At 70.9% G+C, this 25,797-nt stretch carries 23 protein-coding genes and 1 pseudogene; 13 read left to right on the forward strand and 11 right to left on the reverse strand.

The genetic code is table 11. The features are described 5' to 3' along the window. Complete coding sequence (locus IPK81_07565) at window positions 1–1,170, reverse strand: amidohydrolase family protein (protein QQS14034.1); 1,170 nt, start codon at window positions 1,168–1,170, stop codon at window positions 1–3. 186 nt (window positions 1,171–1,356) lie between these two features. On the opposite strand from IPK81_07565, the gene IPK81_07570 reads away from it, so the two are divergent. Further along, window positions 1,357–1,788 carry a thioesterase family protein gene (locus IPK81_07570; protein ID QQS14035.1) on the forward strand — a complete coding sequence of 144 codons (432 nt, stop codon included), beginning with the start codon at window positions 1,357–1,359 and terminating at the stop codon, window positions 1,786–1,788. A 142-nt stretch (window positions 1,789–1,930) separates the two neighbouring features. Here the strand turns inward: IPK81_07570 and IPK81_07575 are convergent, their stop codons facing one another. Both IPK81_07575 and IPK81_07580 read right to left on the reverse strand, forming a co-directional pair. Then, window positions 1,931–2,815 (reverse strand): TauD/TfdA family dioxygenase, encoded by an 885-nt coding sequence (locus IPK81_07575; GenBank protein QQS14036.1) that lies wholly within the window; start codon window positions 2,813–2,815, stop codon window positions 1,931–1,933. A gap of 89 nt (window positions 2,816–2,904) precedes the next feature. Then, window positions 2,905–4,275 carry an amidase gene (locus tag IPK81_07580; protein ID QQS14037.1) on the reverse strand — a complete coding sequence of 457 codons (1,371 nt, stop codon included), beginning with the start codon at window positions 4,273–4,275 and terminating at the stop codon, window positions 2,905–2,907. Window positions 4,276–4,478: 203 nt separating this feature from the next. On the opposite strand from IPK81_07580, the gene IPK81_07585 reads away from it, so the two are divergent. The 4 genes from IPK81_07585 (at window position 4,479) to IPK81_07600 (ending at window position 8,196) form a co-directional block, all read left to right on the forward strand. Next, window positions 4,479–5,273, forward strand: a complete 795-nt coding sequence (locus tag IPK81_07585) for a class II aldolase/adducin family protein (protein ID QQS14998.1) — start codon at window positions 4,479–4,481, stop codon at window positions 5,271–5,273. A gap of 115 nt (window positions 5,274–5,388) precedes the next feature. Beyond that, window positions 5,389–6,513, forward strand: a complete 1,125-nt coding sequence (locus IPK81_07590) for a CoA transferase (protein QQS14038.1) — start codon at window positions 5,389–5,391, stop codon at window positions 6,511–6,513. A gap of 10 nt (window positions 6,514–6,523) precedes the next feature. Beyond that, window positions 6,524–7,675, forward strand: coding sequence for an MFS transporter (locus IPK81_07595; GenBank protein QQS14039.1), 1,152 nt, complete (start codon window positions 6,524–6,526; stop codon window positions 7,673–7,675). Window positions 7,676–7,833: 158 nt separating this feature from the next. Beyond that, complete coding sequence (locus IPK81_07600) at window positions 7,834–8,196, forward strand: nuclear transport factor 2 family protein (GenBank protein ID QQS14999.1); 363 nt, start codon at window positions 7,834–7,836, stop codon at window positions 8,194–8,196. A 10-nt stretch (window positions 8,197–8,206) separates the two neighbouring features. Here IPK81_07600 and IPK81_07605 read toward each other — a convergent pair whose 3' ends face one another. After that, on the reverse strand, window positions 8,207–9,358 hold the full coding sequence (locus tag IPK81_07605; protein ID QQS14040.1) for a DSD1 family PLP-dependent enzyme: 1,152 nt from the start codon (window positions 9,356–9,358) through the stop codon (window positions 8,207–8,209). Window positions 9,359–9,479: 121 nt separating this feature from the next. Here IPK81_07605 and IPK81_07610 point away from each other — a divergent pair, with 121 nt between their 5' ends. From IPK81_07610 to IPK81_07620, 3 genes are read left to right on the forward strand one after another with little or no spacing between them, the layout of a single operon-like run. Then, entirely contained in the window at window positions 9,480–10,595 is a 1,116-nt protein-coding gene (locus IPK81_07610; GenBank protein ID QQS14041.1) for an LLM class flavin-dependent oxidoreductase, read from the forward strand. Between the two features lie 3 nt (window positions 10,596–10,598). Continuing rightward, on the forward strand, window positions 10,599–11,369 hold the full coding sequence (locus tag IPK81_07615; protein ID QQS14042.1) for an acetoacetate decarboxylase family protein: 771 nt from the start codon (window positions 10,599–10,601) through the stop codon (window positions 11,367–11,369). Window positions 11,370–11,379: 10 nt separating this feature from the next. Next, on the forward strand, window positions 11,380–11,997 hold the full coding sequence (locus tag IPK81_07620) for a glutathione S-transferase family protein (GenBank protein QQS14043.1): 618 nt from the start codon (window positions 11,380–11,382) through the stop codon (window positions 11,995–11,997). An 86-nt stretch (window positions 11,998–12,083) separates the two neighbouring features. Here IPK81_07620 and IPK81_07625 read toward each other — a convergent pair whose 3' ends face one another. Further along, window positions 12,084–12,548, reverse strand: a complete 465-nt coding sequence (locus IPK81_07625; GenBank protein ID QQS14044.1) for a PaaI family thioesterase — start codon at window positions 12,546–12,548, stop codon at window positions 12,084–12,086. Window positions 12,549–12,607: 59 nt separating this feature from the next. On the opposite strand from IPK81_07625, the gene IPK81_07630 reads away from it, so the two are divergent. Further along, window positions 12,608–13,693, forward strand: coding sequence for a M14 family metallopeptidase (locus tag IPK81_07630; GenBank protein QQS14045.1), 1,086 nt, complete (start codon window positions 12,608–12,610; stop codon window positions 13,691–13,693). Here IPK81_07630 and IPK81_07635 read toward each other — a convergent pair. The 4 genes and pseudogenes from IPK81_07635 to carA form a co-directional block, all read right to left on the reverse strand. Beyond that, the gene (locus IPK81_07635; GenBank protein ID QQS14046.1) at window positions 13,690–14,607 is read right to left on the reverse strand and encodes a DMT family transporter; all 918 of its coding nucleotides are present in this window, start codon (window positions 14,605–14,607) and stop codon (window positions 13,690–13,692) included. The two genes, IPK81_07630 and IPK81_07635, sit on opposite strands and share 4 nt — an antisense overlap. Window positions 14,608–14,635: 28 nt before the next feature. Beyond that, complete coding sequence (locus IPK81_07640) at window positions 14,636–15,532, reverse strand: DMT family transporter (GenBank protein ID QQS15000.1); 897 nt, start codon at window positions 15,530–15,532, stop codon at window positions 14,636–14,638. Between the two features lie 163 nt (window positions 15,533–15,695). Then, window positions 15,696–18,951: pseudogene (gene carB / locus IPK81_07645) on the reverse strand (carbamoyl-phosphate synthase large subunit). 10 nt (window positions 18,952–18,961) lie between these two features. Then, the gene (gene carA / locus IPK81_07650) at window positions 18,962–20,176 is read right to left on the reverse strand and encodes a glutamine-hydrolyzing carbamoyl-phosphate synthase small subunit (protein QQS14047.1); all 1,215 of its coding nucleotides are present in this window, start codon (window positions 20,174–20,176) and stop codon (window positions 18,962–18,964) included. A gap of 228 nt (window positions 20,177–20,404) precedes the next feature. Here carA and IPK81_07655 point away from each other — a divergent pair, with 228 nt between their 5' ends. The 4 genes from IPK81_07655 (at window position 20,405) to IPK81_07670 (ending at window position 24,260) form a co-directional block, all read left to right on the forward strand. Continuing rightward, window positions 20,405–20,863: a GatB/YqeY domain-containing protein gene (locus IPK81_07655; protein QQS14048.1), complete on the forward strand. Its 459-nt coding sequence runs from the start codon at window positions 20,405–20,407 to the stop codon at window positions 20,861–20,863. A gap of 71 nt (window positions 20,864–20,934) precedes the next feature. Beyond that, a complete protein-coding gene (locus tag IPK81_07660; GenBank protein QQS14049.1) occupies window positions 20,935–21,534 on the forward strand; it encodes a thermonuclease family protein in 600 nt (199 codons plus the stop codon). Window positions 21,535–21,657: 123 nt separating this feature from the next. Continuing rightward, window positions 21,658–23,574: a DNA primase gene (locus IPK81_07665; GenBank protein ID QQS14050.1), complete on the forward strand. Its 1,917-nt coding sequence runs from the start codon at window positions 21,658–21,660 to the stop codon at window positions 23,572–23,574. Window positions 23,575–23,648: 74 nt separating this feature from the next. Beyond that, entirely contained in the window at window positions 23,649–24,260 is a 612-nt protein-coding gene (locus IPK81_07670; GenBank protein QQS14051.1) for a hypothetical protein, read from the forward strand. A gap of 9 nt (window positions 24,261–24,269) precedes the next feature. Here the strand turns inward: IPK81_07670 and IPK81_07675 are convergent, their stop codons facing one another. Both IPK81_07675 and IPK81_07680 read right to left on the reverse strand, forming a co-directional pair. Next, the gene (locus IPK81_07675) at window positions 24,270–24,755 is read right to left on the reverse strand and encodes a peptidoglycan-binding protein (GenBank protein ID QQS15001.1); all 486 of its coding nucleotides are present in this window, start codon (window positions 24,753–24,755) and stop codon (window positions 24,270–24,272) included. A gap of 246 nt (window positions 24,756–25,001) precedes the next feature. Beyond that, window positions 25,002–25,547: an HD domain-containing protein gene (locus IPK81_07680; GenBank protein ID QQS14052.1), complete on the reverse strand. Its 546-nt coding sequence runs from the start codon at window positions 25,545–25,547 to the stop codon at window positions 25,002–25,004. Window positions 25,548–25,797: the final 250 nt, after the last annotated feature.

A 25,797-nucleotide genomic window follows, 5' to 3' on the forward strand; every position in this document is an offset into this window, starting at 1 on the left:
CTAGAACCCGAACGCGGCCCGCACGTTGCCGCCGAGCAGGGCGGCGCGCGCGGCGTCGGGCAGCGCGGCGGCCATCTCCTCGAGCGACGCGAGATAGTCGCCGGTGTGGTCGGGGTGCGGATAGTCGCTGGCCCAGAAGAACCGGTCGGCGCCGTAGATCCCCGACAGCGCGGGGATGGTGCGCTCGTCGGGATCGGCGGAGATCCAGACCTGGCGGCGGAAATAGTCGCTGGGCTTCAGCTTCAACGGCGCGCGGCCGCCGATGAACGTCGCGCCCGTCACGCCGTCGAGCCGATCGAGCCAGTAGCCGATCCAGCCGGCGCCCGATTCGAGGATCACCAGCTTCAGCGCCGGAAAGCGGTCGAAGGTGGCGAAGTCGAAGAAGGTCGTGAAGGCGTGGCGCACGCCGTCGGCCGCGGTGGCGCTGGCCAGCAGCGACAGGCGGTGGGCGTTCTCGAACCGGGTCGAGCGCAGCGAGAACGGCTCGAAGGCGGGATGGATGGCGATCGGAACGTCGAGCGCGCAGGCCTTGGCGAACACCGGATCGTGGTCGGGATGGCCGTGCGGCTTGCGGGTCCAGGTGAACGGCACGACGAAGCCGCCGTGGCAGCCGTCGTTGACGGCGCGCTCGAGCTCGGCGGCGGCGGCCAGCGGATCGCCCAGCGAGAGATGCGCGACCGGGATCAGCCTGCCGCCGGATTTGCGGCAGAAATCGGCGATCCAGCGATTGTAGGCGCGGCAATAGGCCTGCGACAGCTCGGCGTCGTCGAGCTCGGCTTCCCACAGGATTCCGAGCGTCGGATAGAGCACGGCCGCGTCCAGTCCCTCGGCGTCGAGCAGCGCCAGGCGCTGCGCCGGATCGCAGGCGCCGAACGGCATGTTGGCGGCGTAGGTGCGGTCCGGCCGCGGCGCGAACTCCGCCAGCTCCTTCTGCCCCATCCGGCCGAGGGTCGCGGGATAGCCCTTGCGGGTCATCTTCGACGGCGCGCCGCCGATCTCGAGGTACTCCAGCCCGTCGGTGTCGCGGCGCAGGCGCAGCGCGCGGTCGCGGTAGCGCGCCTCGATGTAGTCCTCCCACAGCCCGGCGTCCTCCAGCACGTGGCCGTCGGCGTCGACGCCGCCGGGGTACTTCAGGCGATGGACGGACGATAGGTCGAACACGGGCTGCATGCGGTCGCTCCGATACGCGCGGCGCGGGGCGCCACGCCGGCATGATCGCGCGCGCGGGCCATGCGCCGCAACCGAAGATAGGCGTACGTCCGCTTCGCGCCCGCGGCATGGCACGCCGGCGCGTCGGCGCGCTACAAGCGGCGGGGCCGGCGCCGCGCCGGCGCGATCCACCACGGAGCCGTCACGATGTCGCGCGATCCCCGCCTCGCCCGCCGCGCCTCCTACCGGTTCTGGACGCGCGACACGATCCGGTTCAGCGACACCGACATGGCCGGCCACGTCAACAACGTGGCGATGTGCGCCTATCTGGAGACCGGCCGGCTGCTGTTCGTGCGCGAGATCAGGCTGCGCGACCGGCCGCCGCCGCAGCGCGGCATCGCCGCCGGCCTGAACGTCAGCTTCCTGCGCGAATCGCACTGGCCGGGCGAGGTCGAGATCGGCTGTGGCGTCGTGCGCATCGGCAACGCCTCACTCAACATCGGCGGCGGCGTTTTCATCGGCGACGCCTGCATCGCGGCGGCCGAGATGACGATCGTGAACTTGAGCGGGTCGGCCCCGGCGCCGTTCGACGCCGAGACACGCGCGAAGCTGGAACGTTGGCTGCTGCCGGTGGTGTGACGGCGCGCCGTCGCGCCGTCGCGCCCAGCTATGAGCGACCGGCCAAAGCGTTTCCGCTGTCATCCCGAGCGTAGCGAGGGATCCAGGGAGCGGCGCCTAGATCCCTCGCTACGCTCGGGATGACAGCGGGGTATGGGGTCCGTCAGGCCGCGAGTGGCAAGGCCGGACGGACCTCCTCCAGCCCGTCAGCCGCCGTGGCGGAGATCGTGGTGCGCACCATGTAGCGCGCCTCGTCGTGCGGCCACGGCCGGCCGCGGTGCATGGTGGCGCGGTTGTCCCACATGATCACGTCGCCGGGCCGCCAGGTGTGGCCGTAGGTGAACTCCGGCCGTGTCGCCTCGTCCATCAGCCGGCCGAGCAGCGCCTTGGCCTCGTTGTCGCCCATGCCGTCGACCGCGCCGGCGTGCGAGGCGATGTAGAGGGAGCGCCGGTCGTTGGCGGGATTGCGCCACGTCATGCGCCAACGCACCGGCGGCAGCGCCGCCCGCTCGGCCGGCGTCATCAACTCGGGATCGATCTGGTCGCGGGAGTTGGCGTAGCTATGGGTGACCACGGCGTCGCGCAGCCGCGCCTTGTCGGCCGCCGGCAGCCGGTCCCACGCCAGCCGGGTCGAGGTGAACTGCGTCTCGCCGCCGTGGGTCGGGATGGTGCGGGCCGACAGCACGGAGGCCAGCGCCGGCGTGCGCTTGAACGAGCTGTCGGTGTGCCAGAGCTGGTTGGCGCGCGCGACCAGCGCCTGCCGGTGGGTCGGCGGCACCAGCGCGCCGTCGACGCCGACATTCGTCAGGCGGCCATAGAGCGTGCCGGCGCTGAACGAGCCGACCTTGGTGACCTCCAGCGGGCCGAAGGCGCGGGAATAGGCGATCTGCAGGTCGTCGGCGACGTTCTGGTCGCGGAACAGCAGGACCGAATGCTCCTCGAACGCCGCGCGCACGGCGGCGTAGGCCTCGGCGCTGCTGGCGACGTCGATCAGGCCGACACCCCTGATCTCGGCGCCGAATCCCGGTCCGATCGGAATCACGTCCATCGCCGTCCCCTCCTCCGTCCGCGTCCCGTCACGGCGGGACTTCGCCACCCTAGTCTACCGCCATTCGCCGCCGGGCGCAGGCCCCGCGCCTACGACCGCAGCGCCATCTCGGCCCGCGCCGCCATCGCCAGCAGCGGCCGGTCGTGCAGCCGGGGCGCCACGATCTGCAGGCCGACGGGCAGGCCGTCCCGACCGGCGCCGCAGGGCACGGAGATCGCCGGCGCCAAGGCGAGGTTGAACAGCGGCGTGAAGGCGGCATGGCCGCGCGGTCCGGCCGGCTTGTTCTCGATGATCTCCGGGAACACCCTCTCGACCGGCCACGACACGCAGGCCGTGGTCGGCGTCAGCAGGTAGTCGTACCCGGTGAAGAACGCCGCCACGGAACGGGCGGCGGCGTCGGCGAAGCGGAACGCGGCCACGACGTCGGTACCCGCCACGCTCCGGCCGCGCTCGATCAGACCGGCGACGTTGTCGCCGACCAGGTCGGGATCGGCGGCGTGACGCTCGCCGTAGAGCAGCGCGCTGGCGGCGGCGTTGACGGCGGCGAAGGCCAGCTCGCCCGTCCCCTCCGGCCACGTGATATCGGCGAGGTCGATGGCCCACCCGGCGGCGCGCAGCCGCTCGATAGCGGCGTCGACCGCGCTCCGGACGTCGGCGTCGACCGCGACGTCGAGCCCCAGCCGAGGGCTGTAGGCGATGCGCGGCCGCGCCGGCGGCGCGATGTCGAACGTCGGCACCGAATGCGGATCGCGCGGATCGGCGCCGGCCATCACCTCGAACATGATCCGGGCGTCCGCCACGGTGCGGCCCATCGGCGCCGTGACGCCGTAGAGCGGCCCGTAAGCGCCGCCGAAACCAAACGGCGACGGGATAGCGCCGGCCGAGGTCTTGAGGCCAACGACGCCGCAATGCGACGCCGGACGCCGCCCCGACCCGCCGCCATCGGTGCCCAGCGCGATGGGCGAGAAGCCGGCCGCCAGTCCCGCCGCCGCGCCGCCCGAGGAGCCGCCGGGCGTGAGCGCCGGGTTCATCGGGTGGCGGGTCGGGCCGTAGACCTTGTTCTCGGTGTGGCCCTTGGCGGCCATCTCGGGCGTGTTGGTCATGCCCAGAAACACGCCACCCGCCGCCTTAAGCCGCTCGACCGCGACAGCGTCGCGCGGCGCGATGAAGTCCTTGTAAAGCAGCGAGCCGTTGGTGACGCGCCGGCCGGCGACCCAGGTCGTGTCCTTCACCGTGTACGGCACGCCCAACAGGGCGCCATCGAACCCGTCCTTGCGGCGCCGGTCGACGGCGTCGGCCGCCGCCCGCGCCTCGGTGGGGTTGAAATCGACGACCGCGTTGAGCGCGGGGTTGCGCGCCTCGATCCGCGCGATCGCCGCCTCCGCGACATCGCGCGCGCTGCTTTTCCCCGCGCGCACGGCGGCGGCGATGGCCGAAGCCTCTTGATCCAGCAAATCCATGGCCGCGCACCCTCGTCCGCCCCGCTCCGGTCGATCCTGTCTGCACGCTCCTCGCCCGACAAGACCGCACGCCCTTCGCCGGCGCATCGCAGACGCGCGGCCGCGACGCCGACCACGCGGAAATTGTTGCCGGTGGGAGCGGCGGGTATACGCTGTCAGGGCACCCGCCGCCCCGCGCCCGCACGGAGGACCCCGCCATGGACATGCCGATCGCCGACCCGCCGCTGACGGGCGTCGACGTGTACGAGCTGCCGCCGGAGCAGGGCGAGCTGGTGCTGCGCCGGCAGCTCGCGGCGGCCTACCGGCTGGTCGACCATTTCGGCTGGACCGAGCTGATCTACGGCCATCTGACCGCGCGGGTGCCCGGCGACAAGCCGCATTTCCTGATCAACCCCTACGGGCTGAACTACGACGAGGTCACGGCGTCGAACCTCGTGAAGATCGACATGGACGGCAACGTCGTCGAGCCCTCGGCCCATCCCGTCAACTTCGCGGGCTTCGTCATCCATTCCGCCATCCACATGGCGCACGCCGCGCGCCACAAGGTGGTGATGCACACCCACACCCGCGCCGGTATGGCGGTGTGCGCGCTGAAGGACGGGCTGCTGCCGATCTCGATGGTGTCGACGGCGTTCCACGGCAAGCTGGCGACCCACGACTACGAGGGCCCCAGCCTCGACCTCGACGAGCGCGGCCGGCTGCTGGCCAATCTCGGCGACCACCAGGCGATGCTGCTGCGCAACCACGGTCTGCTGGTCACCGGCCGCTCGGTGCCGGAGGCGTTCCTGCGGCTGTACCGGCTGGAGCGCGCCTGCCAGATCCAGATCGACGCGGCCGCCGCCGGCGCCCTCAACGTCATGGGCGACAACCTCGCGGGCAAATCCGGCGCCGACATGGACCGGTTCTCCGAGATGGAGTCGTCCGCGGGGGTCGGCGATCTCGAGTTCGCCGCCCTGATCCGCAAGCTCGACAAGACCGACACCGGCTGGCGCCACTGATCGCGGAAGGCCGCGCGGGGCTACTCCGCTCTGCGCCGGCGGCTGTTGTCACGTCGCCGCCGCGTCGGCATGTTGCGCCGCGCCCGCTTCCGGGCGGACGGATCTGGAGCAAGGCATGGCCGGCGCGTTGGACGGCGTTCTCGTGATCTCGGTCGAGCAGGCCGTCGCCGCGCCGTACTGCGCGGCGCGGCTGGCGGACGCCGGCGCTCGGGTCATCAAGATCGAGCGGCCGGAAGGGGATTTCGCCAGGGGCTACGACACGCATATCCGCGGCGAGAGCGCGTATTTCGTGTTCCTGAACCGCGGCAAGGAATCGGTCTGCCTCGACTTCAAGAAGCCCGACGACCTCGCCCTGCTCCACCGCATGATCGACCGCGCCGACGTGCTGATCCAGAACCTGGCGCCGGGCGCCGCGACGCGCGCCGGCTTCGGCGCCGCGGCCATGCGGGCGCGCAATCCGCGCCTGGTCACGGTCGACGTGTCGGGCTACGGCGATTTCGGACCCTACGAGCACCGCCGGGCCTACGACCTGCTGGTGCAGGCCGAGTCGGGGCTGGCCTCCATCACCGGCTCGCAGCACGCGCCGGGCCGCGTCGGCATCTCGGCCACCGACATCGGCACCGGCATGTACGCGCACGCCGCCGTGCTCGAGGCGCTGATCGCGCGCGGCGTCACCGGCAAGGGCCGCCACATCGAGCTGTCGCTGTTCTCCTCGATGGCGGAATGGATGGCGATCCCGTTGATGTCGTGGGAGCACAATTCCTACGACTGGCCGCGGCTGGGCCTGACGCATCCCTTCATCGCGCCCTACGGCGTCTATCCGACGGGCGACGACGTGCCGATCCTGATCTCGATCCAGAACGACAAGGAGTGGGCGCGTCTGTGCGTCCAGGTGCTCGACCGGCCGGACATGGTCGACGATCCGCGCTTCGCCACCAACAACGCGCGCAACGCCATCCGCGACGAGACCAACGCCATCGTCGCCGCCGTGTTCCACGCCCACACCTGGGACTCGATCACGCCGAAGCTCGAGGCCGCGCAGATCGCCTACGCGCGCGTCTCCACCGTCAAGGACCTCGGCGCCCATCCGCAGGTCCGCCGCACGACGATCACGGCCGCGTCGGGCGACGTCAGCGTGCCGGCGCTGGCCGCCACCATCGACGGCGACGTGCGGAAGCTGGGAAAGGTGCCGGCGCTGGGCGAGCACACCGAGCGGGTGCGCGCCGAGTTCGCGGCCTGACGACGGCGGCATGGTCCCGGCCCGGCTGGCGTTCTTCTTCGGCGCCTATTTCTTCGCCGGCGGCGCGGCCCTGAGCTATTGGGCGGTATGGCTCAAGGATCGCGGCGTCGGCGACGCCGAGATCGGCACGATCTATATGGCGCGCCAGTTCGTCACCGTCGCCGCCACCATCGCGGCGGGCTGGCTGGCGCAGCGCCTCGCCGGTACGCGCGGTCTGATGCTGGCGCTGCTCGCCGGCGGGCTGGCGATGATCGTGGCCTACGAGTTCTCGTGGGGATTCTGGCCCAACCTCGTCGTCACCATGATCTGGGGCGCGATGTGGCATCCCGTGCTGTCGCTGGGCGACGGCAACGCCGTCGCCGTGACGCGCGCCGGCGGCATCGACTACGCGCGGGTGCGCATGTGGGGATCGGTGACATTCATCGTCGGCGCGCTGGCGGCAGGCGTCGCCGTCGACCGGTGGGGACCGCCGTGGGTGCTGTACCTGCTGGGACTGGGCGTGGCGCTGACGATCCCCGCGGTGGCGCTCCTGCCGATGCCGGCGGCGAAGACCGCGTCGGCCGAGCGCGGCACAGCGCGGGCGCGCGACCTGCTGCGCAACCCGTCCTTCGCGCTGTTCCTGGTCGCGAGCGGCTTCTGCCAGGCGAGCCACGCCGTGCTCTACAGCTTCGGCACCTTGTCGTGGCGCGACGCCGGCATCGACGACGTGGTGATCAGCCTCCTATGGGGCGAGAGCGTGCTGGTCGAGATCGGCCTGTTCATGGTCGGCGGCGCGCTGACGGTGCGCTTCGGCGCCGTCGGCATGCTGGCGCTCGGCGCGGGCGGCGCCCTGGTGCGCTGGGCGGCGATGCCGTGGTTCGGCACCGAAGTCGCGGCGCTGGTGGCACTGCAGGCGCTGCACGCGCTGACCTTCGGCGCCACGCACCTCGCCGCCATGGCGTTCCTGCGCCAGGCGGTCCCGACCCACGCGATGCCGCTGGCGCAGAGTCTGTACTACGGGCTGGCGAGCGGCCTCGTCATCGCCGTGGTGTTCCAGCTCTCGGGCGCGCTCTACGCCCGGTTCGGCGGCGACGCGTTCTTCGCCATGGCGGCGCTGGCGGGCGTCAGCCTGCTCGCGACGATCGCGCTGTCGCGCCGATGGAACGGCGCGCCGCTGATCTAGGGTGCTGGCGGTCGGGCGGGATCGAGCGGACGTCCACCGGCCGCCGGCTCGGGCCCGCTTACATCGCCCGTCGGACAAGGTACAGTGCACGGGCTGGAGGCGCGCATCGACACCGAGACCGGCGCCCGATGGACACGGAGGACGTCGTGCCCGACGCCATGACAGCGCAGTCCGACCACGACCAGCTCGTCGCGCTCAACCGCGACTACATCTCGTCCGTCCAGAACGGCGACGTCGGGCGCTTCGACGAGATCCTCGCCGCCGACTTCCGCTGCTCGAATCCCGACGGCTCGCTGCTCGACCGCGCCGGCTTCCTGGCGCAGACCGCGAAGCCGGTGACCATCTCCGGCCTGGTGGCGGAGGACGTCGAGATCCGGATGTTCGGCGACACCGCCATCATCCACGCCCGCACGCGCTACGCGCACGCCGATGGCCGCGCCGGCGGCGGCCGCTACACCGACGTCTGGGTACGCCAGGGCGGAGTCTGGCTCTGCGTCTCCGCCCACGTCACGCGGCTGTAGCCGCGACCGTTCAGCGGCTGCGTCCGCGGGCGTCGATCGTCCAGATGTCGACGAGGGTCCCGTCGCGCACGACGTGGTAGGCGTCGTAGAGGTTGACCGTCGGATCGCAATGCGGCGGCACCAGCGTGACCCGCGCGCCGTGCGCCGGCGCCTCGGCGCCCTCCGGCGCGATCACCGCGCAGTGCTCGTCGCCCATGAACCGCGTCTTGCTGCCGGGGACGGCGCCGTCGAGGATCGTCGGCGGTCCGGATTCGGTCGCCATCGCCTTGAGTCCGGCGTCCATCGTCGCCATCCCCTGGGTGTTGCGGCTGACCACCCGGGCGTCGATCTGCAGGGACTGCTCGTAACCCGGCGCGCCGTCTCCGGTGATGTCGCAGATGTTGTACTGGTGGTCCATGAACACGTAGGAGCCGACCTGGAACTCGGTGAAGACGCCGAGCCGCGCGTCGATGCGGTGGGTGCCGGTTCCCGAGCCGGTGACGATCCCCGGCTTCAGGCCGGCGGCGTCGAGCGACGCGACGATGCCCTTCAGGTACGCCGTGCGCTCCTCGATCTGCTTCTTCCGTTCGGCGTAGTCCTCGATGTGCTGGTGGCGGCCGCAGTAGAACTGCACGCCGGCGTAGGTTAGCGAGGCGTGCCCGGCGATGCGCTTGGCCAGCGCGAGGACCGCCTCGGGCGAGGCCACGCCGGTGCGGTGCATGCCCGGATCGATGTCGATGACCACGGCGAGCGCCTTCCCGGACCTCTTCGCCGCCGCCGCGAGCGCCTCGACGTTGTCGGGATGGTCGACCACGACCATCAAGCCGATGGCGCGGGCGTTGAGCGCGATCAGCCGCTCGATGCCGGGCGCCGGGACCACCGGCGAGGTGATCAGCAACCCGCCGATGCCGCCATCCGTCAACGCCTCGGCCTCGCCGAGCTTGGCGCAGCAATTGCCGAGCGCGCCGGCGGCGATCTGGCGTCGCGCGATCTCCGCGCATTTGTGGGTCTTGGCGTGCGGCCGCAGCTTGACGCCGTGCGTCGCCGCGAACGCCGCCATCGCGGCGATGTTGCGCTCCAGCCGCTCGATGTCGAGCGCCAGCGACGGCGTGTTCAGAAGGCCGCGCGAGCCCTGCTGGCCGATCAGGTGCGCGTGAAGTCGATGCGAATCCGTGGGGTGCATGGGGTACTCCTCGGCGCGACATTAGCGCCAAGCAGGCCTGCGCGGTACCGGCCTTGAAGCGTCCGCCGCGGGGCGCCTATGCTCGCACCAGATCCGGCGGCGACCGGACGGGAGGACCGCCATGAAGTTCGGGATTTTCTACGAGATCTCCATCCCGCGGCCGTGGACGCGCGAGCGCGAGCGCGAGGTCTACATGAACTGCCTCGAGCAGGTGAAGCTCGCCGACGAGCTGGGCTTCGAGCAGGTCTGGGCGGTCGAGCACCACTTCCTCGAGGAGTACTCGCACTGCTCGGCGCCGGAGCTGTTCCTCACGGCCTGCGCGATGGTCACCAAGAACATCCGCGTCGGCCACGGCATCGTGGTCTGCGTGCCGGAGTTCAACCACCCCATCAAGATCGCCGAGAAGACCGCCACGCTCGACATCCTGTCGGGCGGACGGCTGGAGGTCGGCACCGGCCGCTCGGCCACGTGGACCGAGCTGGGCGGCTTCCGCGCGAACCCCGACGACACCAAGAAGTCGTGGGACGAGTTCGTCCGCTGCCTGCCGAAGATGTGGACGCAGGAGACGTTCTCCTACCAGGGCGAGTTCTGGTCGATGCCCGAGCGCACGATCCTGCCGAAGCCCTACCAGCGTCCCCATCCGCCGATGTGGGTCGCCGTCACCAGCCCCGGCACCGAGCTCGACGCCGCCGACCGCGGCCTGGGCAGCCTCGGCCTGACCTTCTCCGGTTTCGCCGAGCAGGAGAAGAAGATCAGCGAGTACCGCCGGCGCATCCAGCTCTGCGATCCGGTCGGCGCCTTCGTCAACGAGCGCGTCGACACCACCAACTTCCTGTTCTGCCACGAGGACAACGAGCAGGGCGTCGCCATGGGCCGCAAGCTCGGCGACACGTTCAACTACCTCGCCGCCCAGCTGATCTCGACGCGCGAGGTGTTCGCGTCGCGCTCGTATCCGTCGCTCGGCCTGCTGCCGCAGCTGCGCCGCGCCGCCACCGGTCCCGACGCCACCAACGAGCAGGCCGAGGGCCTGGCCTTCGGCAACCCCGAGCGCATCATCCGCGCCGTCAAGCGCTGGGAGGCGATCGGCGTCGACCGCATCAACTTCATCCTGAACTGCAACGAGGTCATCCCGCAGGAACAGGTGCTCGCCAGCCTGCGCCTGTTCGCCAAGGAGGTGATGCCGGCGTTCGCCAAGAAACCCGCGCCGGCGCTCGCGTCGGCCGCCGCCGGAGCCTAGGCGATGCCGCAGTATGGCCAGCTCGACCTCGCCACCATCGCGGCACGCCTGCCGACGCTGCCGCATCTCGACGCCGAGGCGTGGGCGCTGCCCGGCGCGGAGACCATGCAGCTCCTCGTCGAGACGTCGCGGGCGGCGGCCGACAGGCTGCTGCCCCGGGCGATGCACCCCGCCGTGCCGTCGTACCTCGCGATCAGCGTCACGCGCTTCCCCGAGAGTCCGGTCGGCGCCTTCACGCTGGCGACCGTCCGGCTGGGCAGCCGCGCCGGGGCGCATCCCCGCGGGCTGGTGCTGGGCGCCTACGCCAGCTCGCCGGAGGCGGCGGCGGCACTGAGCGCCGGCTGGGCGATCCCCGCGACCGCCGCGAAAGTGTCGCTGACCCGCCGGCACGACCGGCTGATCGGCAGCGTCGTCAAGGACGGCGCCACGCTGCTCGATTGCGCGCTGGTGAACCCCGAGGCGATCGCCGGATCGGACGTGCAGCTCATCAACTGGGTGACGATGGCCAACGCGCCGCTCGACGGTGTCGTCTCGCCGATGCTGATCCAGGTCGATCCGAAATACGTGTTCCACAAGGCGGAGCGCGGCCGTCCGGAGGTGAGCGCGTTCGACGCGGCGGCGTGGAACGCCGGCGACCTGCGGCCGGCCGACCCGATCGTGGCGACGGCCTGCGTGGTCGATACCGACCTGCCGCGCATCCGATTCGTGATGGATCCGCTCAAGCCGGTGCACCAGGGCACCCGGCGCGTGCGCGCCTCGCGGGCCGAGGACTGAGCGCCGCGCGGTGTCCGACCGCCTGACGATCTACGGCACCGCGCGCACCCGCGCGATGCGCGCGATCTGGATGGCCGAGGAGCTCGGCCGTCCCTACGACATCGCGGCGGTCGACGCGACCGCCGGCGGCGACCTCAGGGCGGCGCTGCTCGCGGCCAATCCGAACGGCCGCGTGCCCACCGTCGACGACGGCGGCTTCACCGTCTGGGAGTCGATGGCGGTGAACCTCTACCTGGCGAAGAAATACGGCGGGGCACTGTATCCGGCCTCGCTCGAGGGCGAGGCGCGCGCCTGGCAGTGGAGCTTCTGGGCCGTCACCGAGATCGACCAGCCGATCATCGACTGGGCGCGGCACAGCTTCGTCCTGCCGCCCGCCGAGCGCGACCGCGCCACGGCCGCCGCGGCGCTCCTGCGGCTCGACCGACCGCTATCGGCGCTCGAGGCCCATCTCGGCGGCGCGCCGTGGATCGGCGAGCCCGACCGCTTCACCGTCGCCGATCTCAACGCCGCGGCGACGATGTACCGGGCGCTGGCGATGGACCTGTCGGCGCGCCCGAGGGTCGCGGACTGGCTCCAGCGCTGCTGGGACCGCCCCGCCGCCAAACGCACCCGCGCCATGCGGGAGTGACGGCGGCGCGCCACTCAAGTCCCTCTCCGCCACGAAATGGAGGAGAGGGGGTGGGCGGCGCCGTGACTCCCCTGTCGTCATTGAAGTCACGCCTGCGTCGTGCCGACCACCGAGAATTTCGGATTGCCGTCGGGGAGCACGGCGAAGGCCGCGGTGGATTGCGCGATCGGCGCCGGATCGCCGTCGGCGAAGAACACCACCTCGCCGAACACCGTGGAGCGGCCGAGCTTGAGCGCGCGGGCCTCGGCGATGACATCGCGGTCGACGGCGGCGCGCATGAAGTTGGTGGTCAGGCTGATCGTCGCCATCGACGGCAGGCGTCCCAGCGCCTCGGCGAAGGTCAGCACCAGCAGCGTGTCGGCGGCGGCCATCAGCGCCTGGCCCAGCAGCACGCCGCCGGGCCGCTGGATATGGACGGAGCGCGGTAGACGCGCGCGCACGCCGTCCTTGGAGACCGCCTCGACGCGCAGGCCGAGGTCGCACACCCAGGCCGGAAAATGGCCGCCCGGCGTCAGCATCTCCTGCGCCGTCGCGACCGTCAGCAACCCCATGGTCCGATCCCCGATTCGCGCTACGATGCGGCCAGCATAGACGATCCGGGAACCGAGTCATGAGCGCCATCGCCGACGGCTTCGCGCGGGACTATCCCGACGCGCGCGTGAAGTTCTGCGCCGCGGCGGCGGCGCAGGGCGGCCGCTTCCGATCCTACGAGAACCCGACGCGCGGGCCCGACGGCGGCCGGCTGTTCATGGACACCGTCCGCTTCGGCGACGAGGGCGCGCCGAACATGCTGGTGCTGATGGCCGCCACGCACGGCGTCGAGGGCTTCTGCGGCTCCGGCGCGATGGTCAACTGGCTGCGCGCCGGCGGGCCGTCGCGGCTGCCGCGCGGCACCGGCGCGCTGCTGATCCACGGCGTCAATCCACACGGCTTCGCCTGGATCCGCCGCGTCAACGAGGACAACGTCGACCTCAACCGAAACTTCATCGACCACGGCAAGCCGCCGCCGCGCAACGACGGCTACGCCGAGCTGGCCGACGCGCTGAAGCCCGCAGTGTGGGACGACGCGTCGCTGGCGGCGGCGCAGCGCGTGATCGACGCATACACCCAGAAGCACGGCGCGTTCGGCTTCCAGGGCGCCGTGACCGGCGGTCAGTACACCCACCGCGACGGTTTGTTCTACGGCGGCGCAAAGCCGACCTGGTCGAACCGCACCATCCGCAAGGTCATCCGCCGCGAGCTCGGCGCGGCGAAGCGCATCGGCTGCGTCGATTTCCACACCGGACTGGGGCCGTTCGGCCACGGCGAGATCATCGGCATCGGCGATCCCGGCTCGCCGATCCTCAACCGCGCGCGGGCATGGTGGGGCGACGAGGTCACCTCGCCCGAGGGCGGCACGTCGAGCTCGGCCGTGGTCACCGGCGTGGTGATCGACGCCTTCCCGCAGGAGGCGCCCGACGCCGAGTTCACGGGCATCGCGCTGGAATACGGCACCTACCCCGTGCCCGAGGTGCTGGAGGCGGTGCGGCGCGACAACTGGCTGCACCACCACGGCGACGTCGCGTCGGCGCAGGGCCGCGAATTCAAGGCCTACACGCAGGAGCGGTTCTATCCCGCCGGCGACAAGTGGGCGGAGCTCGTCTGGGCCCGCGCCGACGAGATCATCGGCAAGGCCGTGCGCGGCCTCAACGGCTAGGCGCGGCGCGCTCGCTCCCCGCGGGCGGCCACCGCCTCGCGGTGCGCGAGGTAGCTCGTGCTGGCGACGATGATCGCGGCGCCGGCGAAGGTCTCCCAGTCGGCGTTCCGGCCGAACAGGAAGTGGTCGAACAGCGCCGCCCAGACGATGCCGAGGAACATGATCGGCTGCACCGCCGAGATGTCGGCCAGCTTGTAGGCGGTGGTCATCGTGAGGTAGCCGAGCTGGCCGAACAGCCCCGCGACCACCAGCCAGCCGAGCTGCGTCCAAGTCGGCGTCTGCCAGTCCCACAGCGCCAGCGGGAAGAAGCAGACCACGGCCAGCACGCTCTGCCAGAACACGATCGAGCGCGGCCCTTCCTTCGCCGTCAGCTTCTTGGCGACCAGGTTGGAGCCGGCGATCACCGGCACCGAGGCCAGCATGATCAGCGTGCCCATGCTCACCTCGGCGAATCCCGGGCGCACGATCACCAGCACGCCGGCGAAGCCGATCACGACGGCGGCCCAGCGCCGCGCCCGCACCTTCTCGCCCAGAAACAGCGCGGCGCCGACCGCGACGAAGATCGGGCCGCTGAAGCCCAGCGCCGCCGTCTCGGCCAGGGTGATCGTCACCACGGCCGTGTACCAGAGGTAGTAGCCACAGGTGTGGAACGCCGCTCGCAGCCCGTGCCATGGCAGCTGCGTCGTGCGCAGCCCGGCGACACCGCCGGACGCCAGCATGAACGGCAGGATCATCAGCAGCCCCGCGGTCCAGCGGCTCCACGACACCATCATCGGCGGCAGTTCGACGACGAGGTGTTTCACCGTGCCGTTGAGGCACTGGAAGAAGACACCGGAGACGACGGCGAGGACCAGGCCGCGCAACGTCGGCGAGGGCACGAGGCGCTCGAACGCGGCGAACGCCCCGGCGATCATGGCGCCGCCGCCGGGGTCGAGACGGCGGTCATTCCGCCGGCTTCGCGGCGGGCGGCGCGGCGGCCGCGTTCCGGCGCGCCCGCGCCAGCAACGCCTCGTGCCGCGCCAGCCATAGCGTGGCCGAGAAAATCACCGCGCCGCCGATCAAGGTCCACGATTCGGGGACCGCGCTGAACACCAGGAAGCCGCCGAGCGACGCCCACAGCAGATCGAGGAAGCGCACCGGCTGGATGACGGAGACGTCGGTCGCCTTGAGGGCCCGGGTGACGCAGTAGTGGCCGCCGGCGCCCAGAACGCCGCAGACGATGAACCACAGCCACTGCTCCAGCGTCGGCCACTTCCAGACGAACAGCGCGAACGGCAGGCTGAACACGGCCACGAGGAGATGCTGCCACAGCACGACGATCTCGGTGGAGTCGTGCCGGGTCAGCACCTTCGCGGTGATGAACGAGGCCGCGAACACCGGCGCCGCGAGCAGCATGACCGCGTTGCCGACGCTCATGCCCGACAGCTCGACGCCGCTCCAGGGGTGCAGCACGATGATGACGCCGACGAAACCCATGAGGACGGCGCCCCAGCGCGCCAGACTCATCCGCTCGCCCAGCACGAGGACCGCGCCGAGGCACATGAAGATGGGGCCGGTGAAGCTCATGGCCGTCATCTCGGTCATCGTGACCATCGGCAGCGCGTAGAACCAAAGCAGCAGGCCACCGCAGTGGAACACCGCGCGCAGCGCCTGGAGCCCCGGCGCGCGCGTCATGCTGCGCGCCAGCCCGATGCGGAACATCATCGGCACGAACACGAGGAAGCCGAACAGGTAGCGCAGGAAGCCGACCAGCCACGGGTCGAGCCCGTCGTGCGTCAGCCACTTCATGATGGTGTTCAGGAAGGTGAACAGCGCGCCGCTGGCCGCCATCCACAACATGCCGCGCAACGTCGCAGGCAACCCCGCGAGCCGCGCGCCCGCCCGTCCCGCCGTCAACGTGGAACCCTTTCCCGATCGTGCGCCGCCATTATCCCGGCGCGCGGGGCCGCCACCAGCGGCGGCTTCGCGCGTCTGGCATGCGCCGCCCGGCCGCGGCGGGTGGTCAGAACGAGCGTTTGAAGAACGATTGCAACGGCGCCACGTCGAGCGCGCCGGCCTTGGCGGCGGCGATGCCCTCGACGGCGGCGCGCGCGCCGGCGGCCGTCGTGTAGTACGGCAGCTTGTTCATCAGCGACGCGCGCCGCAGCGTGAAGCTGTCGGCCGTCGCCTGGGCGCCCTCGGTGGTGTTGAACACGAGGTGCACGCCGCCGTCCTTGATCAGATCGACGATGTGCGGCCGGCCTTCCAGCACCTTGTTGATGCGCGTGGTCTCGACGCCCTTGCCGCGCAGGTAGTCGGCCGTGCCGCCGGTGGCGACGATGCGGAAGCCCAGCCCCGCCAGCTTGCGCGCCGCGCCGACGATGCCCGGCTTGTCGGTGTCGCGCACGGAGATGAACACGGTGCCCTCGGTCGGCACCTTGGTGCCGCTGCCGAGCTGCGACTTGGCGAAGGCGCGGCCGAAATCGCTGTCGATGCCCATGACCTCGCCGGTCGAGCGCATCTCCGGTCCGAGCGTGACGTCGACGCCGGGGAAGCGCGCGAAGGGGAACACCGCCTCCTTGACGCAGATGTGCCTGCCGACCGACGCCGACCTGAGGTCGAGGTCCTTCAGCGTCTCGCCGGCCATCAGGCGGGAGGCGTATTTGGCGATCGGCAGGCCGGTGGCCTTGGCGACGAACGGCACGGTGCGCGAGGCGCGCGGATTGACCTCCAGCACGTAGACCACGCCGTCCTTGACGGCGTACTGCACGTTCATCAGACCGACGACCTTGAGCGCCTGGGCCATGGCCACGGTCTGGCGCTCGATCTCCTGCACCACCTTCCTGGCCAGCGAATACGGCGGCAGCGAGCAGGCGGAGTCGCCGGAGTGCACGCCGGCCTCCTCGATGTGCTCCATGATGCCGGCGACGAACACGCCGTTCTGGCCGTCGCACAGCGCGTCGACGTCGACCTCGATGGCGTCGGTCAGGTAGGTGTCGATCAGCACGGGATTGCTGCCGGAGACCTTCACGGCCTCGCGCATGTAGCGCTCGAGCCCCTCGCGGTCGTGCACGATGCGCATGGCGCGGCCGCCGAGCACGTAGGACGGCCGGATCACAACCGGATAGCCGATGCGCTCGGCGATCTCGATCGCCTGCTTCTGCGACGTCGCCGTGCCGTTCTCCGGCTGCAGGAGCTTGAGCTTGTGCAGCAGCTTCTGGAACCGCTCGCGGTCCTCGGCCAGGTCGATGGCGTCGGGCGTGGTGCCGAGGATCGGGATGCCGGCGGCCTCCAGCGGCTTGGCCAGCTTCAGCGGCGTCTGGCCGCCGAACTGCACGATCAGACCGAGCACCTCGCCGCGCGCCTGCTCCTTGCGCACCAGCTCGACCACGTCCTCGGCGGTCAGCGGCTCGAAATAGAGCCGGTCGCTGGTGTCGTAGTCGGTCGACACCGTCTCCGGGTTGCAGTTGACCATGATGGTCTCGATGCCGGCCTCGCGCAGCGCGTAGGCGGCGTGCACGCAGCAATAGTCGAACTCGATGCCCTGCCCGATGCGGTTCGGACCGCCGCCGAGGATGATGATCTTGCGCCGGTCGCTGACGTTGGCCTCGCACTCCGGCGTCTGCACGCCGTCGCCCTCGTAGCAGGAGTAGAGGTAGGGCGTGCGCGATTCGAACTCGGCGGCGCAGGTGTCGATGCGCTTGTAGACCGGCCGCACGTCGAGCTTGATCCGCAGCGCCGTCACGTCGCCGCCCTTCAGGCGTGCCGCCCGCCAGCTCGGCCAGCCGGTCGTCGGAGAAGCCCATCTTCTTGAGGCGCAGCAGGCCCTGCCGGTCCTTGGGCAAACCGGCCTTGCGGACCTCGTCCTCGGCCCGCACCAGCTCCTCGATCTGGCGCAGGAACCACGGCTCGTAGCGGCAGGCCTGCGCCACATCGTCTACCGACAGGCCGTGGCGGAACGCCTGGGCGATGGTCAGCACGCGGTCCGGCGTCGGCTTGGCGAGCGCCGCGACCAGCGCCGCGCGGGCCGGCGCGCCGGGGATCTCGATCTCGTTGAGCCCGGTCAGCCCGGTCTCCATCGAGCGCAGCGCCTTCTGCAGCGACTCCTGGAAATTGCGGCCGATCGACATCGCCTCGCCGACGCTCTTCATCGAGGTCGTGAGGTACGGATCGGCGCCGGGGAACTTCTCGAACGCGAAGCGCGGGATCTTGGTGACGACGTAGTCGATGGTCGGCTCGAACGAGGCCGGCGTGACGCCGGTGATGTCGTTGGCGAGCTCGTCGAGCGTGTATCCCACCGCCAGCCGGGCGGCGACCTTGGCGATCGGGAATCCGGTGGCCTTCGACGCCAGCGCCGAGCTGCGCGACACCCGCGGGTTCATCTCGATCACGACCATGCGGCCGGTCTTGGGATCGATCGCGAACTGGACGTTCGATCCGCCGGTGTCGACCCCGATCTCGCGCAGCGTCGCGATCGAGGCGTTGCGCATGATCTGGTATTCCTTGTCGGTCAAGGTCAGCGCCGGCGCCACCGTGACCGAGTCGCCCGTGTGGATACCCATCGGATCGACGTTCTCGATCGAGCAGATGATGATGCAGTTGTCGGCGCGGTCGCGCACGACCTCCATCTCGTACTCCTTCCAGCCGAGCACGGATTCCTCGACCAGCACCTCGGTGGTCGGCGACGCCTCGAGCCCGCTCTGCACGATCTCGAAATATTCGTCGCGGTTGTAGGCGATGCCGCCGCCGGTGCCGCCGAGCGTGAAGCTGGGCCGGATGATCGCCGGCAGGCCGACCGCCTCCAGCGCCTTCACCGCCTCCTCGCGGTCGTGGACGATCTGGCTCTTCGGCGACTCCAGCCCGATCTTCGTCATGGCGTCGCGGAACAGCAGACGGTCCTCGGCCTTGTCGATAGCCTCGGCGTTGGCGCCGATCAGCTCGACGCCGTACTTCGCCAGCCGGCCGTCGCGGTGCAGCGCCATCGCGGTGTTGAGCGCCGTCTGGCCGCCCATCGTCGGCAGCACCGCGTCGGGCCGCTCCTTCTCGATGATGCGCGCCACCATGTCGGGCGTGATCGGCTCGATGTAGGTGGCGTCCGCCAGACCGGGGTCGGTCATGATGGTGGCCGGGTTCGAGTTCACCAGGATCACCCGGTAGCCCTCGGCCTTCAGCGCCTTGCACGCCTGCACGCCGGAATAGTCGAACTCGCAGGCCTGCCCGATCACGATCGGCCCGGCGCCGATCACGAGGATGGATTTTATGTCGGTGCGCTTCGGCATCGCGGGCGCCTCACTTCTTCTTTGTCTTGGTGGCCGCGATCATCTCGACGAAGCGGTCGAACAGGTAGTGGCTGTCCTCCGGGCCGGGCGACGCCTCGGGGTGGTACTGCACCGAGAAGGCCGGCTTGTCGGTCAGCCGCAGCCCCTCGTTGCTGCCGTCGAACAGCGAGACGTGCGTGACCTCGGCGTTGGCCGGCAGGGTCTCCGGCAGCACCTCGAAGCCGTGGTTCTGGCTGGTGATCTCGACCTTGCCTGTGGTCAGGTCCTTGACCGGCTGGTTGGCGCCGCGGTGGCCCTTGGCCATCTTCGCCGTCCTGCCGCCGATCGCCAGCGCCAGCATCTGGTGTCCGAGGCAGATGCCGAACAGCGGCACCCCGGCGGCGAGCACGCCCTGGATCGTCGGCACGGAGTAGATTCCGGTGGCCGCCGGATCGCCGGGACCGTTGGACAGGAACACACCGTCCGGCTTGTGCCGCAGCACGTCCTCGGCCGTGGCCGTCGCCGGCACCACCGTGACCTTGCAGCCGGCGGCCGCGAGGCAGCGCAGGATGTTGCGCTTGGCGCCGTAGTCGACGGCGACGACGTGCAGCGTCGGCGCGGTCTGCTTGCCGTAGCCCTTGCCCAGCGTCCAGGTGGTCTCGTCCCAGGAATAGGTCTGGCGCGTGGTCACGTCCTTGGCGAGGTCCATGCCCTCGAGGCCGGGCCAGGCCGCGGCCTTCTTGACCAGCGCGGAAACGCCGATCCTGCCGTCCGGCGCGTGGACGACGACGCCGTTGGGCGCGCCGCCGTCGCGGATGCGCCGCGTGATCTGCCGCGTGTCGACGCCGCAGACGCCGGGCAGCCGGTGCGATTTCAGCCACGCGTCGAGGTGGCGCGTCGCGCGCCAGCTCGCCGGCTCGGTGATGTCCTCGCGCAGCACCGCGCCGCGCGCCGCCGGCGTGATGGTCTCGATGTCCTCGTCGTTCGTGCCGACGTTGCCGATATGCGGGAAGGTGAACGTGATGATCTGACCGGCGTAGGACGGATCGGTCATGATCTCCTGGTAGCCGGTCATCGAGGTGTTGAAGCAGACCTCGCCCACCGCCGAGGCGGCCGCCCCGATGCCGCGCCCCCAGAACACCGATCCATCCGCCAGAACGAGGGCGGCGGTCGCGCCTTTCGGCTGCGCGGGCGCGACCCGAGTCGCGGCGGCCGAAGGGGCGCCGGTCGAGGAGGAGGAGGCCATGGGTTTGGTCCGGTCGGTTGGGCCCCCCGCGCGCGACACGCCGACGACCACGAAATCCGGCGCTTTGTAATGTTCGGCCGGTGACGCGTCAACCCCGTGCTGGGGAGGAAAAATCGGGCGATTTCAATGGGTTATTTTCATTGCCCGGCGCGCCGGGGGCGACTATGGTGCGTCCTTTCCGGCATAGATACGGCGTTTCCGCCGCCCCGCTCCCGTTCGAGGCCCGCCATGCTGCGCGACCAGTTCACCGAAGCGCTCAAGGACGCGATGCGCGCCAAGGACGCGGCCGCCGTCTCCACCATCCGGCTGATGATCGCCAAGATGAAGGAATGGGACATCGAGGCGCGCACCAAGGGCAACAAGGACGGCGTCCCGGACGCCGATCTGCTGCAGATGCTGTCCGGCATGGTGAAACAGCGGCAGGAGAGCGTTGCCGCCTACCAGCAAGGCAACCGGCAGGACCTCGCCGACAAGGAGACCGCCGAGATCGCGGTGATCCGGCGCTTCATGCCGCAGCAGCTCGACGATTCCGGCATCGAGGCGGCGATCCGCAAGGCCATCGCCGAGACCGGCGCCAGCGGCGTCAAGGGCATGGGTCCGGTGATGGCGTGGCTGAAGGCCAATCTCGCGGGCCAGATGGATTTCGCCAAGGCCAGCGCCACCGCGAAGAAGCTGCTCGGCGGCTGAGTCGCCGCCGCGTCGGGGCCGCCGGCGTGACGAGGTCAGGCGTCCGCACCGCCGCCCTCGCGCTGATCGCCTTGGTGCTCGCCGCGTGCGCGGCCTCCGAAACCGCCACCCCGACCAGCCAAGAGATCGTCGTCGGGGACGTTCGACCACGCGGCGGGATGATCGCCGCCGGCATCCCGGCTAGCCGCGAAGCCCTCGTGCGCTTCCGCCTCGCCGGCCGCGTCGCGCGGGTCAACGATGGCGATACCGCCGAGATCCGGCTCGCCGACGGCGCCGTTGTCGCCCTTCGCTTCTCCGATATCGACGCGCCGGAGACCGGCCACGGACCGGAGCGGCCGGGCCAGCCCGGCGCGCGCCACGCGCGTACGGCGTTGCGCCAGCTGCTTCCGCTCGGCCGTGCGGTGCGCGCGGAATGCTACGAGCGCGACCGCTACGATCGCGCCGTGTGCCACGTGTTCGTAGGCGCGGTGAACGCCAACCTCGAGCAACTCCGCGGTGGTTGGGCGATGCTGCCGCGCCGGGCGGCCTGGGTCCGCGACCCCGAAAGCCCGGCGGCTGAAGGCGAGGCGCGACGCGCCCGGCGCGGTCTGTGGGCGTCGGCCGCCCCGGTGCATCCGGACGATTGGCGCCAGCGCTGCTGGGAGCGCCGGGACTGCGCCGGCGCGGAGTAGCGCGGAAGCGCGGTGGCTAAATCGCGCGGTGGCCGCGGAGCCCGCTCGTTCCCGCCGATTCAGTCCCCGCTATTCGCCCACCGTACGGCGTGCGCCGGCGGCCTCGAGCGCCTATGGTGCGCCATGGCCTTCCCGCCGGAATTCATCGAGGAACTGCGCAACCGCATCACGCTCTCCGAGCTGGTCGGACGCCGGGTCGCGCTCAAGCGCAAGGGCCGCGAGCACGCCGGCCTGTGCCCGTTCCACAACGAGAAGACGCCGAGCTTCTGGGTCAACGACCAGAAGAACTTCTTCCACTGCTTCGGCTGCGGCGCCCATGGCGACGCCATCGGCTTCACCATGCGGATCGACAACCTCCAGTTCCTCGAGGCGATCGAGAAGCTGGCGGGCGAGGCCGGCCTGCAGGTGCCGGTGGCGACGCCGCAGGAGCGCGAGCGCGCCCGCGTCGCCGCCACGCTGCATTCCGTCACCGAGGCGGCGGCGCGCTGGTTCGAGCAGCAGCTCCGCATGCCGCACGGCAAGGCCGGTCTCGACTACCTGCGCCGCCGCGGCTTGTCGGACGACGCCATCGCGCGCTTCCGGCTGGGCTTCGCGCCCGACAACCGCGAGGCGTTGATGGCGGCGCTGAAGCGCGACGCCGACGCCTCGGATGAACAGCTCGTCGAAGCGGGCCTCGTGATCGTGCCGGACGAGGGCGGGCGGGCGCCCTACGACCGCTTCCGCGGCCGCGTGATGTTCCCGATCCACGACCGGCGCGGACGCGTGATCGCGTTCGGCGGCCGCGTCATCGGCGACGGCGAGCCGAAGTACCTGAACTCGCCGGAGACGGCGCTGTTCCACAAGGGCGACAACCTCTACTGCCTGCACTTCGCGCGCGAGGCGGCCGGCCGCGACAAGCCGGTGATCGTCGCCGAAGGCTACATGGACGCCATCGCGCTGCAGCTCGCGGGGTTCGACGGCGCGGTGGCGCCGCTGGGCACGGCGCTGACCGAGGGTCAGCTCGCGATCCTGTGGAAGCTGGCGGACGAGCCCTATCTCTGTTTCGACGGCGACAACGCCGGCCGCCGCGCTGCCCTTCGGGCCGCCGAGCGCGCCCTTCCGCTGCTCAAGCCCGGCAAGAGCCTGCGCTTCATCGCGCTGCCGACCGGCGAGGATCCCGACAGCCTGATCCGCCGCGCCGGACGGCCGGCGTTCGACGCCTGTCTCGCCGCGGCGCGGCCGCTGGTCGAGATGGTGTGGGAGTTGGAGACCGACGGCCGGCCGGTCGACACGCCGGAGCGCCGCGCCAAGATCGAGCAGGCGCTCCAACGACGCGTCGCGGAGATCGCCGACGAGACGGTGCGCGGCTACTACCGCGACACGATCCGCGAACGCCTGTGGCAATCGCGGCGCGGCGGCCGCGGCGGCCCGGCGCCGCAAGGTGGCGCGCCCGGCGTCTATGTCGGCGCCCGGCGCCATCTGCCGGCGCGGCCGTTCGCGCGCGGGCCGGGCGCCGGCCGCTTCGGGGCGCCGGCCGAACCGCAATGGTTCGCGCCCGGCTCGGCGGCGGCGGCCGGCAGCGCCGACCAGGACGTGGCGCGGCGCGAACAACGCCTGCTCGGCGCGTTCCTGCTGCGGCCCCGCGCGATGGCGCCCAGGCTCGACGAACTGGTCGACCTGCCGCTGGATTCCGCCGAGGCGGCCGAATTGCGCGCCGCGCTGGTCGACGCCTACGACGGGCTGATCGCGCCCGCCGCCGAGACGCCGCCGGAGCCGCTGGCGACGGACGCGCTGCCGGCGGACGCCCGCGTCGCCGCCGCCCGCGCGCAGACCGCGGCGCGCGACTGGATGGGCGGTCGCGGGCGCGCGCTCGACGACGCCGAGTTCATCGAGAAATGGGCCGCCATGGCCGAGATGCACCGCGACAAGCTGGCCGACGCGGCGGAACGGACGCGCCTGGCCGGCCAAGCCGGCGACGACGACTCCAGCGAGGCGCTGGAGCGCGCGATGTCCGTCGGGCTGCACCTCGCCCGTAGCTTCCGCGGCGCCGACCGCGGCTAGCGCTTTCGCAGCCCTTCCCCATCGGCGGACATCGGCTACGATGGTCCGTCGATCCGAACCCGCAGGAGTCCGCCATGGCCGATCCGATCTTGTTCCCCGGCACCGTCGAATGGTCGGGCGAGAATCCCGGCATCTCGCTCAAGGAGCGGCCCGACGGCGCATTCACGACATTGGCGAGCTTCTTCCGCGTCGTGCTGTCGCCGCACGGGCGGGGCCATGCGCTGGTGCTGATGCGCTCGCCGCAGGACGCCAATCCGCCGGCCGAGCGCTCGAACGTCGTGCTGCACGACAACGAGAAGCTGGCGCGCTACCTCGTCAGCGATTTCGTGTCGAATTTCGGCGCCTGGAAGGGCCTGCCCGGCATGGCGTCGCTGGCCTACCGCAGACTCGACAGCGTCGAGAGCGGCGGCGATCCGTCGAGCGCCTATAGCGAGACGGTGAAGGCCGGCGATCTGACCGTGAAGATGGAATGGACCGGCCTCGGCGCGCCGTTCTGCTTCGCGCTGCCGCCGGACAAATCGGCCACCGGCCGGCACCACATGCCCAGCCTATTCGTGGGCTGCGCCGACGCCACCATCACGGTCAACGGCAAGTCGATCCCCGGCAAGCCGGCGCCGCGCGAGGTCGCCGGCAACGCGATCTCGACCGCGATGCTGGCGTTCTCGGAGACGTGGATCAAGGTCTGAGGCGCGGCCTCAGAACTTCGGCGTGGGGCCGACGTGGAGCGCGGCCCACGTCATGGGGCCGACGATGCCGTCGACGGCGAGGCCGCGCGACGCCTGGAACTGCTTCACGCGCGCGTCGGTCTTCGCACCGAAGACGCCGTCGACCCAGAGCGGCGGCGGTCCCATGCGGACGTTGAGGATGTTCTGGCAGTAGGCCACGCGCGGTCCGCTGGAGCCCATGCGGATCGTCGTCGACTGTCCGCCGGATGGATTGGTTTGGGGCTTCGACAGGCCGCCGCCGGACGAGGGCGACCACCCGCCGGCGCCGGAGCCGGAGCCGCCCTGCGGCTTCTGGCCGGCCATCGCCGCCTCGCCGGCGGACATGATGTTGTAGTGGTTCTGGATCATAATGTTGCGGAACTGCTCGGCCTTCACGGCCTGGTTCCGCTCCATTGCCTCGATGATCTTTTGCACGGGACTATTGATGTTCTTCTCGATGCCCCCGAACTGCTTCATCAGGTTTTGCATCAGCTTCGGTGCGACGCCCTGTTGCGCCAATTTCTTCAGGGGATCCTGCTCGGTGGACATGTAACCTCCGCAAGCATGGGTGGAGCGTCGCCTTCAGATCGTCTTCTGGCGGCAGTGTCGCACTTGCGGTGCGGAAAGGCCACGGAAGTCCCCGCGAGACCACAAAAAGTGATCGATTATTGATTTTATTCCAACGCGGCAATGTTTTTGCGAAAACGGACGGACGATTTGGTGCTAGGCGCACCGCGCACAGGCGGCGATCACCGGCAGGAAATCCCGGAATGAGGGCGTCTCCGCTCCCGGGATCTTGGCCTCCTCGTCGAACCGACGCAGGGTGATCGCGTCGCGCCAGAACGGCTCGGCCTCGAACGCCGCCCGCTCGACCGCGTCCATCGGCCCGCCCTGCAGGCGCAGGCTCAGCACCGAATCGGCGGACAAACGCCCGGCGTAGGTCGGATCGGCGGCGACGAGGTAGCGCTTGGCCGCGACATGCAGACGGACGGGATCGACCACCTCGGCCGGGAACCACGTCGCCAGCCATTCGGCGCCCAGCGCCTCGTGGCGGTCGTCGACGCCCTCGGCGGCCGGATTCTCACCGAGGTCGTGCACCAGATTGCCGACATCGTGCAGCAGACACGCGACCACCAGGGCGTCGGATTTGCCGGCCCGGCGCGCCAGATGGGCCGATTGCAGCGCGTGTTCGAGCTGGCTGACGCCCTCCAAGCCGTAGGCGCGGACGGCGCGGGTCTCGTAGACGCGGGTCAGATCGTCGAGCGTCATGGTCGGGCCTCGCGGGCGCTGGAACGTCTCCGGCGCGGCTTTAGACCCCGGCCGCGCCGCGATCAACGGGCGCGACATCCGCGATCCGGGGCCGCCGCGCCCGCCCGCCCCGCGATCCAACGCGCTCCGGCGGGTTTTTCACTGGCAGCGCGCGGACGGCGTCGCTATATACCGCTGGCCTGTCGCTCCCCCGGCGACGGGCTTTTTGTCCTGTCCGGGTCCCGCGCCCCGGCCGGACGGCGCCCTTTCC

It is taken from the genome of Rhodospirillales bacterium (genome assembly GCA_016699855.1).
GTDB lineage: Bacteria > Pseudomonadota > Alphaproteobacteria > Reyranellales > Reyranellaceae.

Excerpts from the sequence above, each read along its gene's own strand:
- IPK81_07565 (QQS14034.1), bottom strand. The coding sequence starts at position 1,170 with ATGCAGCCCGTGTTCGACCTATCGTCCGTCCATCGCCTGAAGTACCCC.
- IPK81_07570 (QQS14035.1), top strand. The coding sequence starts at position 1,357 with ATGTCGCGCGATCCCCGCCTCGCCCGCCGCGCCTCCTACCGGTTCTGG.
- IPK81_07575 (QQS14036.1), bottom strand. The coding sequence starts at position 2,815 with ATGGACGTGATTCCGATCGGACCGGGATTCGGCGCCGAGATCAGGGGT.
- IPK81_07580 (QQS14037.1), bottom strand. The coding sequence starts at position 4,275 with ATGGATTTGCTGGATCAAGAGGCTTCGGCCATCGCCGCCGCCGTGCGC.
- IPK81_07585 (QQS14998.1), top strand. The coding sequence starts at position 4,479 with ATGCCGATCGCCGACCCGCCGCTGACGGGCGTCGACGTGTACGAGCTG.
- IPK81_07590 (QQS14038.1), top strand. The coding sequence starts at position 5,389 with ATGGCCGGCGCGTTGGACGGCGTTCTCGTGATCTCGGTCGAGCAGGCC.
- IPK81_07595 (QQS14039.1), top strand. The coding sequence starts at position 6,524 with ATGGTCCCGGCCCGGCTGGCGTTCTTCTTCGGCGCCTATTTCTTCGCC.
- IPK81_07600 (QQS14999.1), top strand. The coding sequence starts at position 7,834 with ATGACAGCGCAGTCCGACCACGACCAGCTCGTCGCGCTCAACCGCGAC.
- IPK81_07605 (QQS14040.1), bottom strand. The coding sequence starts at position 9,358 with ATGCACCCCACGGATTCGCATCGACTTCACGCGCACCTGATCGGCCAG.
- IPK81_07610 (QQS14041.1), top strand. The coding sequence starts at position 9,480 with ATGAAGTTCGGGATTTTCTACGAGATCTCCATCCCGCGGCCGTGGACG.
- IPK81_07615 (QQS14042.1), top strand. The coding sequence starts at position 10,599 with ATGCCGCAGTATGGCCAGCTCGACCTCGCCACCATCGCGGCACGCCTG.
- IPK81_07625 (QQS14044.1), bottom strand. The coding sequence starts at position 12,548 with ATGGGGTTGCTGACGGTCGCGACGGCGCAGGAGATGCTGACGCCGGGC.
- IPK81_07630 (QQS14045.1), top strand. The coding sequence starts at position 12,608 with ATGAGCGCCATCGCCGACGGCTTCGCGCGGGACTATCCCGACGCGCGC.
- IPK81_07635 (QQS14046.1), bottom strand. The coding sequence starts at position 14,607 with ATGATCGCCGGGGCGTTCGCCGCGTTCGAGCGCCTCGTGCCCTCGCCG.
- IPK81_07640 (QQS15000.1), bottom strand. The coding sequence starts at position 15,532 with ATGTTGTGGATGGCGGCCAGCGGCGCGCTGTTCACCTTCCTGAACACC.
- carA (QQS14047.1), bottom strand. The coding sequence starts at position 20,176 with ATGGCCTCCTCCTCCTCGACCGGCGCCCCTTCGGCCGCCGCGACTCGG.
- IPK81_07655 (QQS14048.1), top strand. The coding sequence starts at position 20,405 with ATGCTGCGCGACCAGTTCACCGAAGCGCTCAAGGACGCGATGCGCGCC.
- IPK81_07665 (QQS14050.1), top strand. The coding sequence starts at position 21,658 with ATGGCCTTCCCGCCGGAATTCATCGAGGAACTGCGCAACCGCATCACG.
- IPK81_07670 (QQS14051.1), top strand. The coding sequence starts at position 23,649 with ATGGCCGATCCGATCTTGTTCCCCGGCACCGTCGAATGGTCGGGCGAG.
- IPK81_07675 (QQS15001.1), bottom strand. The coding sequence starts at position 24,755 with ATGAAGCAGTTCGGGGGCATCGAGAAGAACATCAATAGTCCCGTGCAA.
- IPK81_07680 (QQS14052.1), bottom strand. The coding sequence starts at position 25,547 with ATGACGCTCGACGATCTGACCCGCGTCTACGAGACCCGCGCCGTCCGC.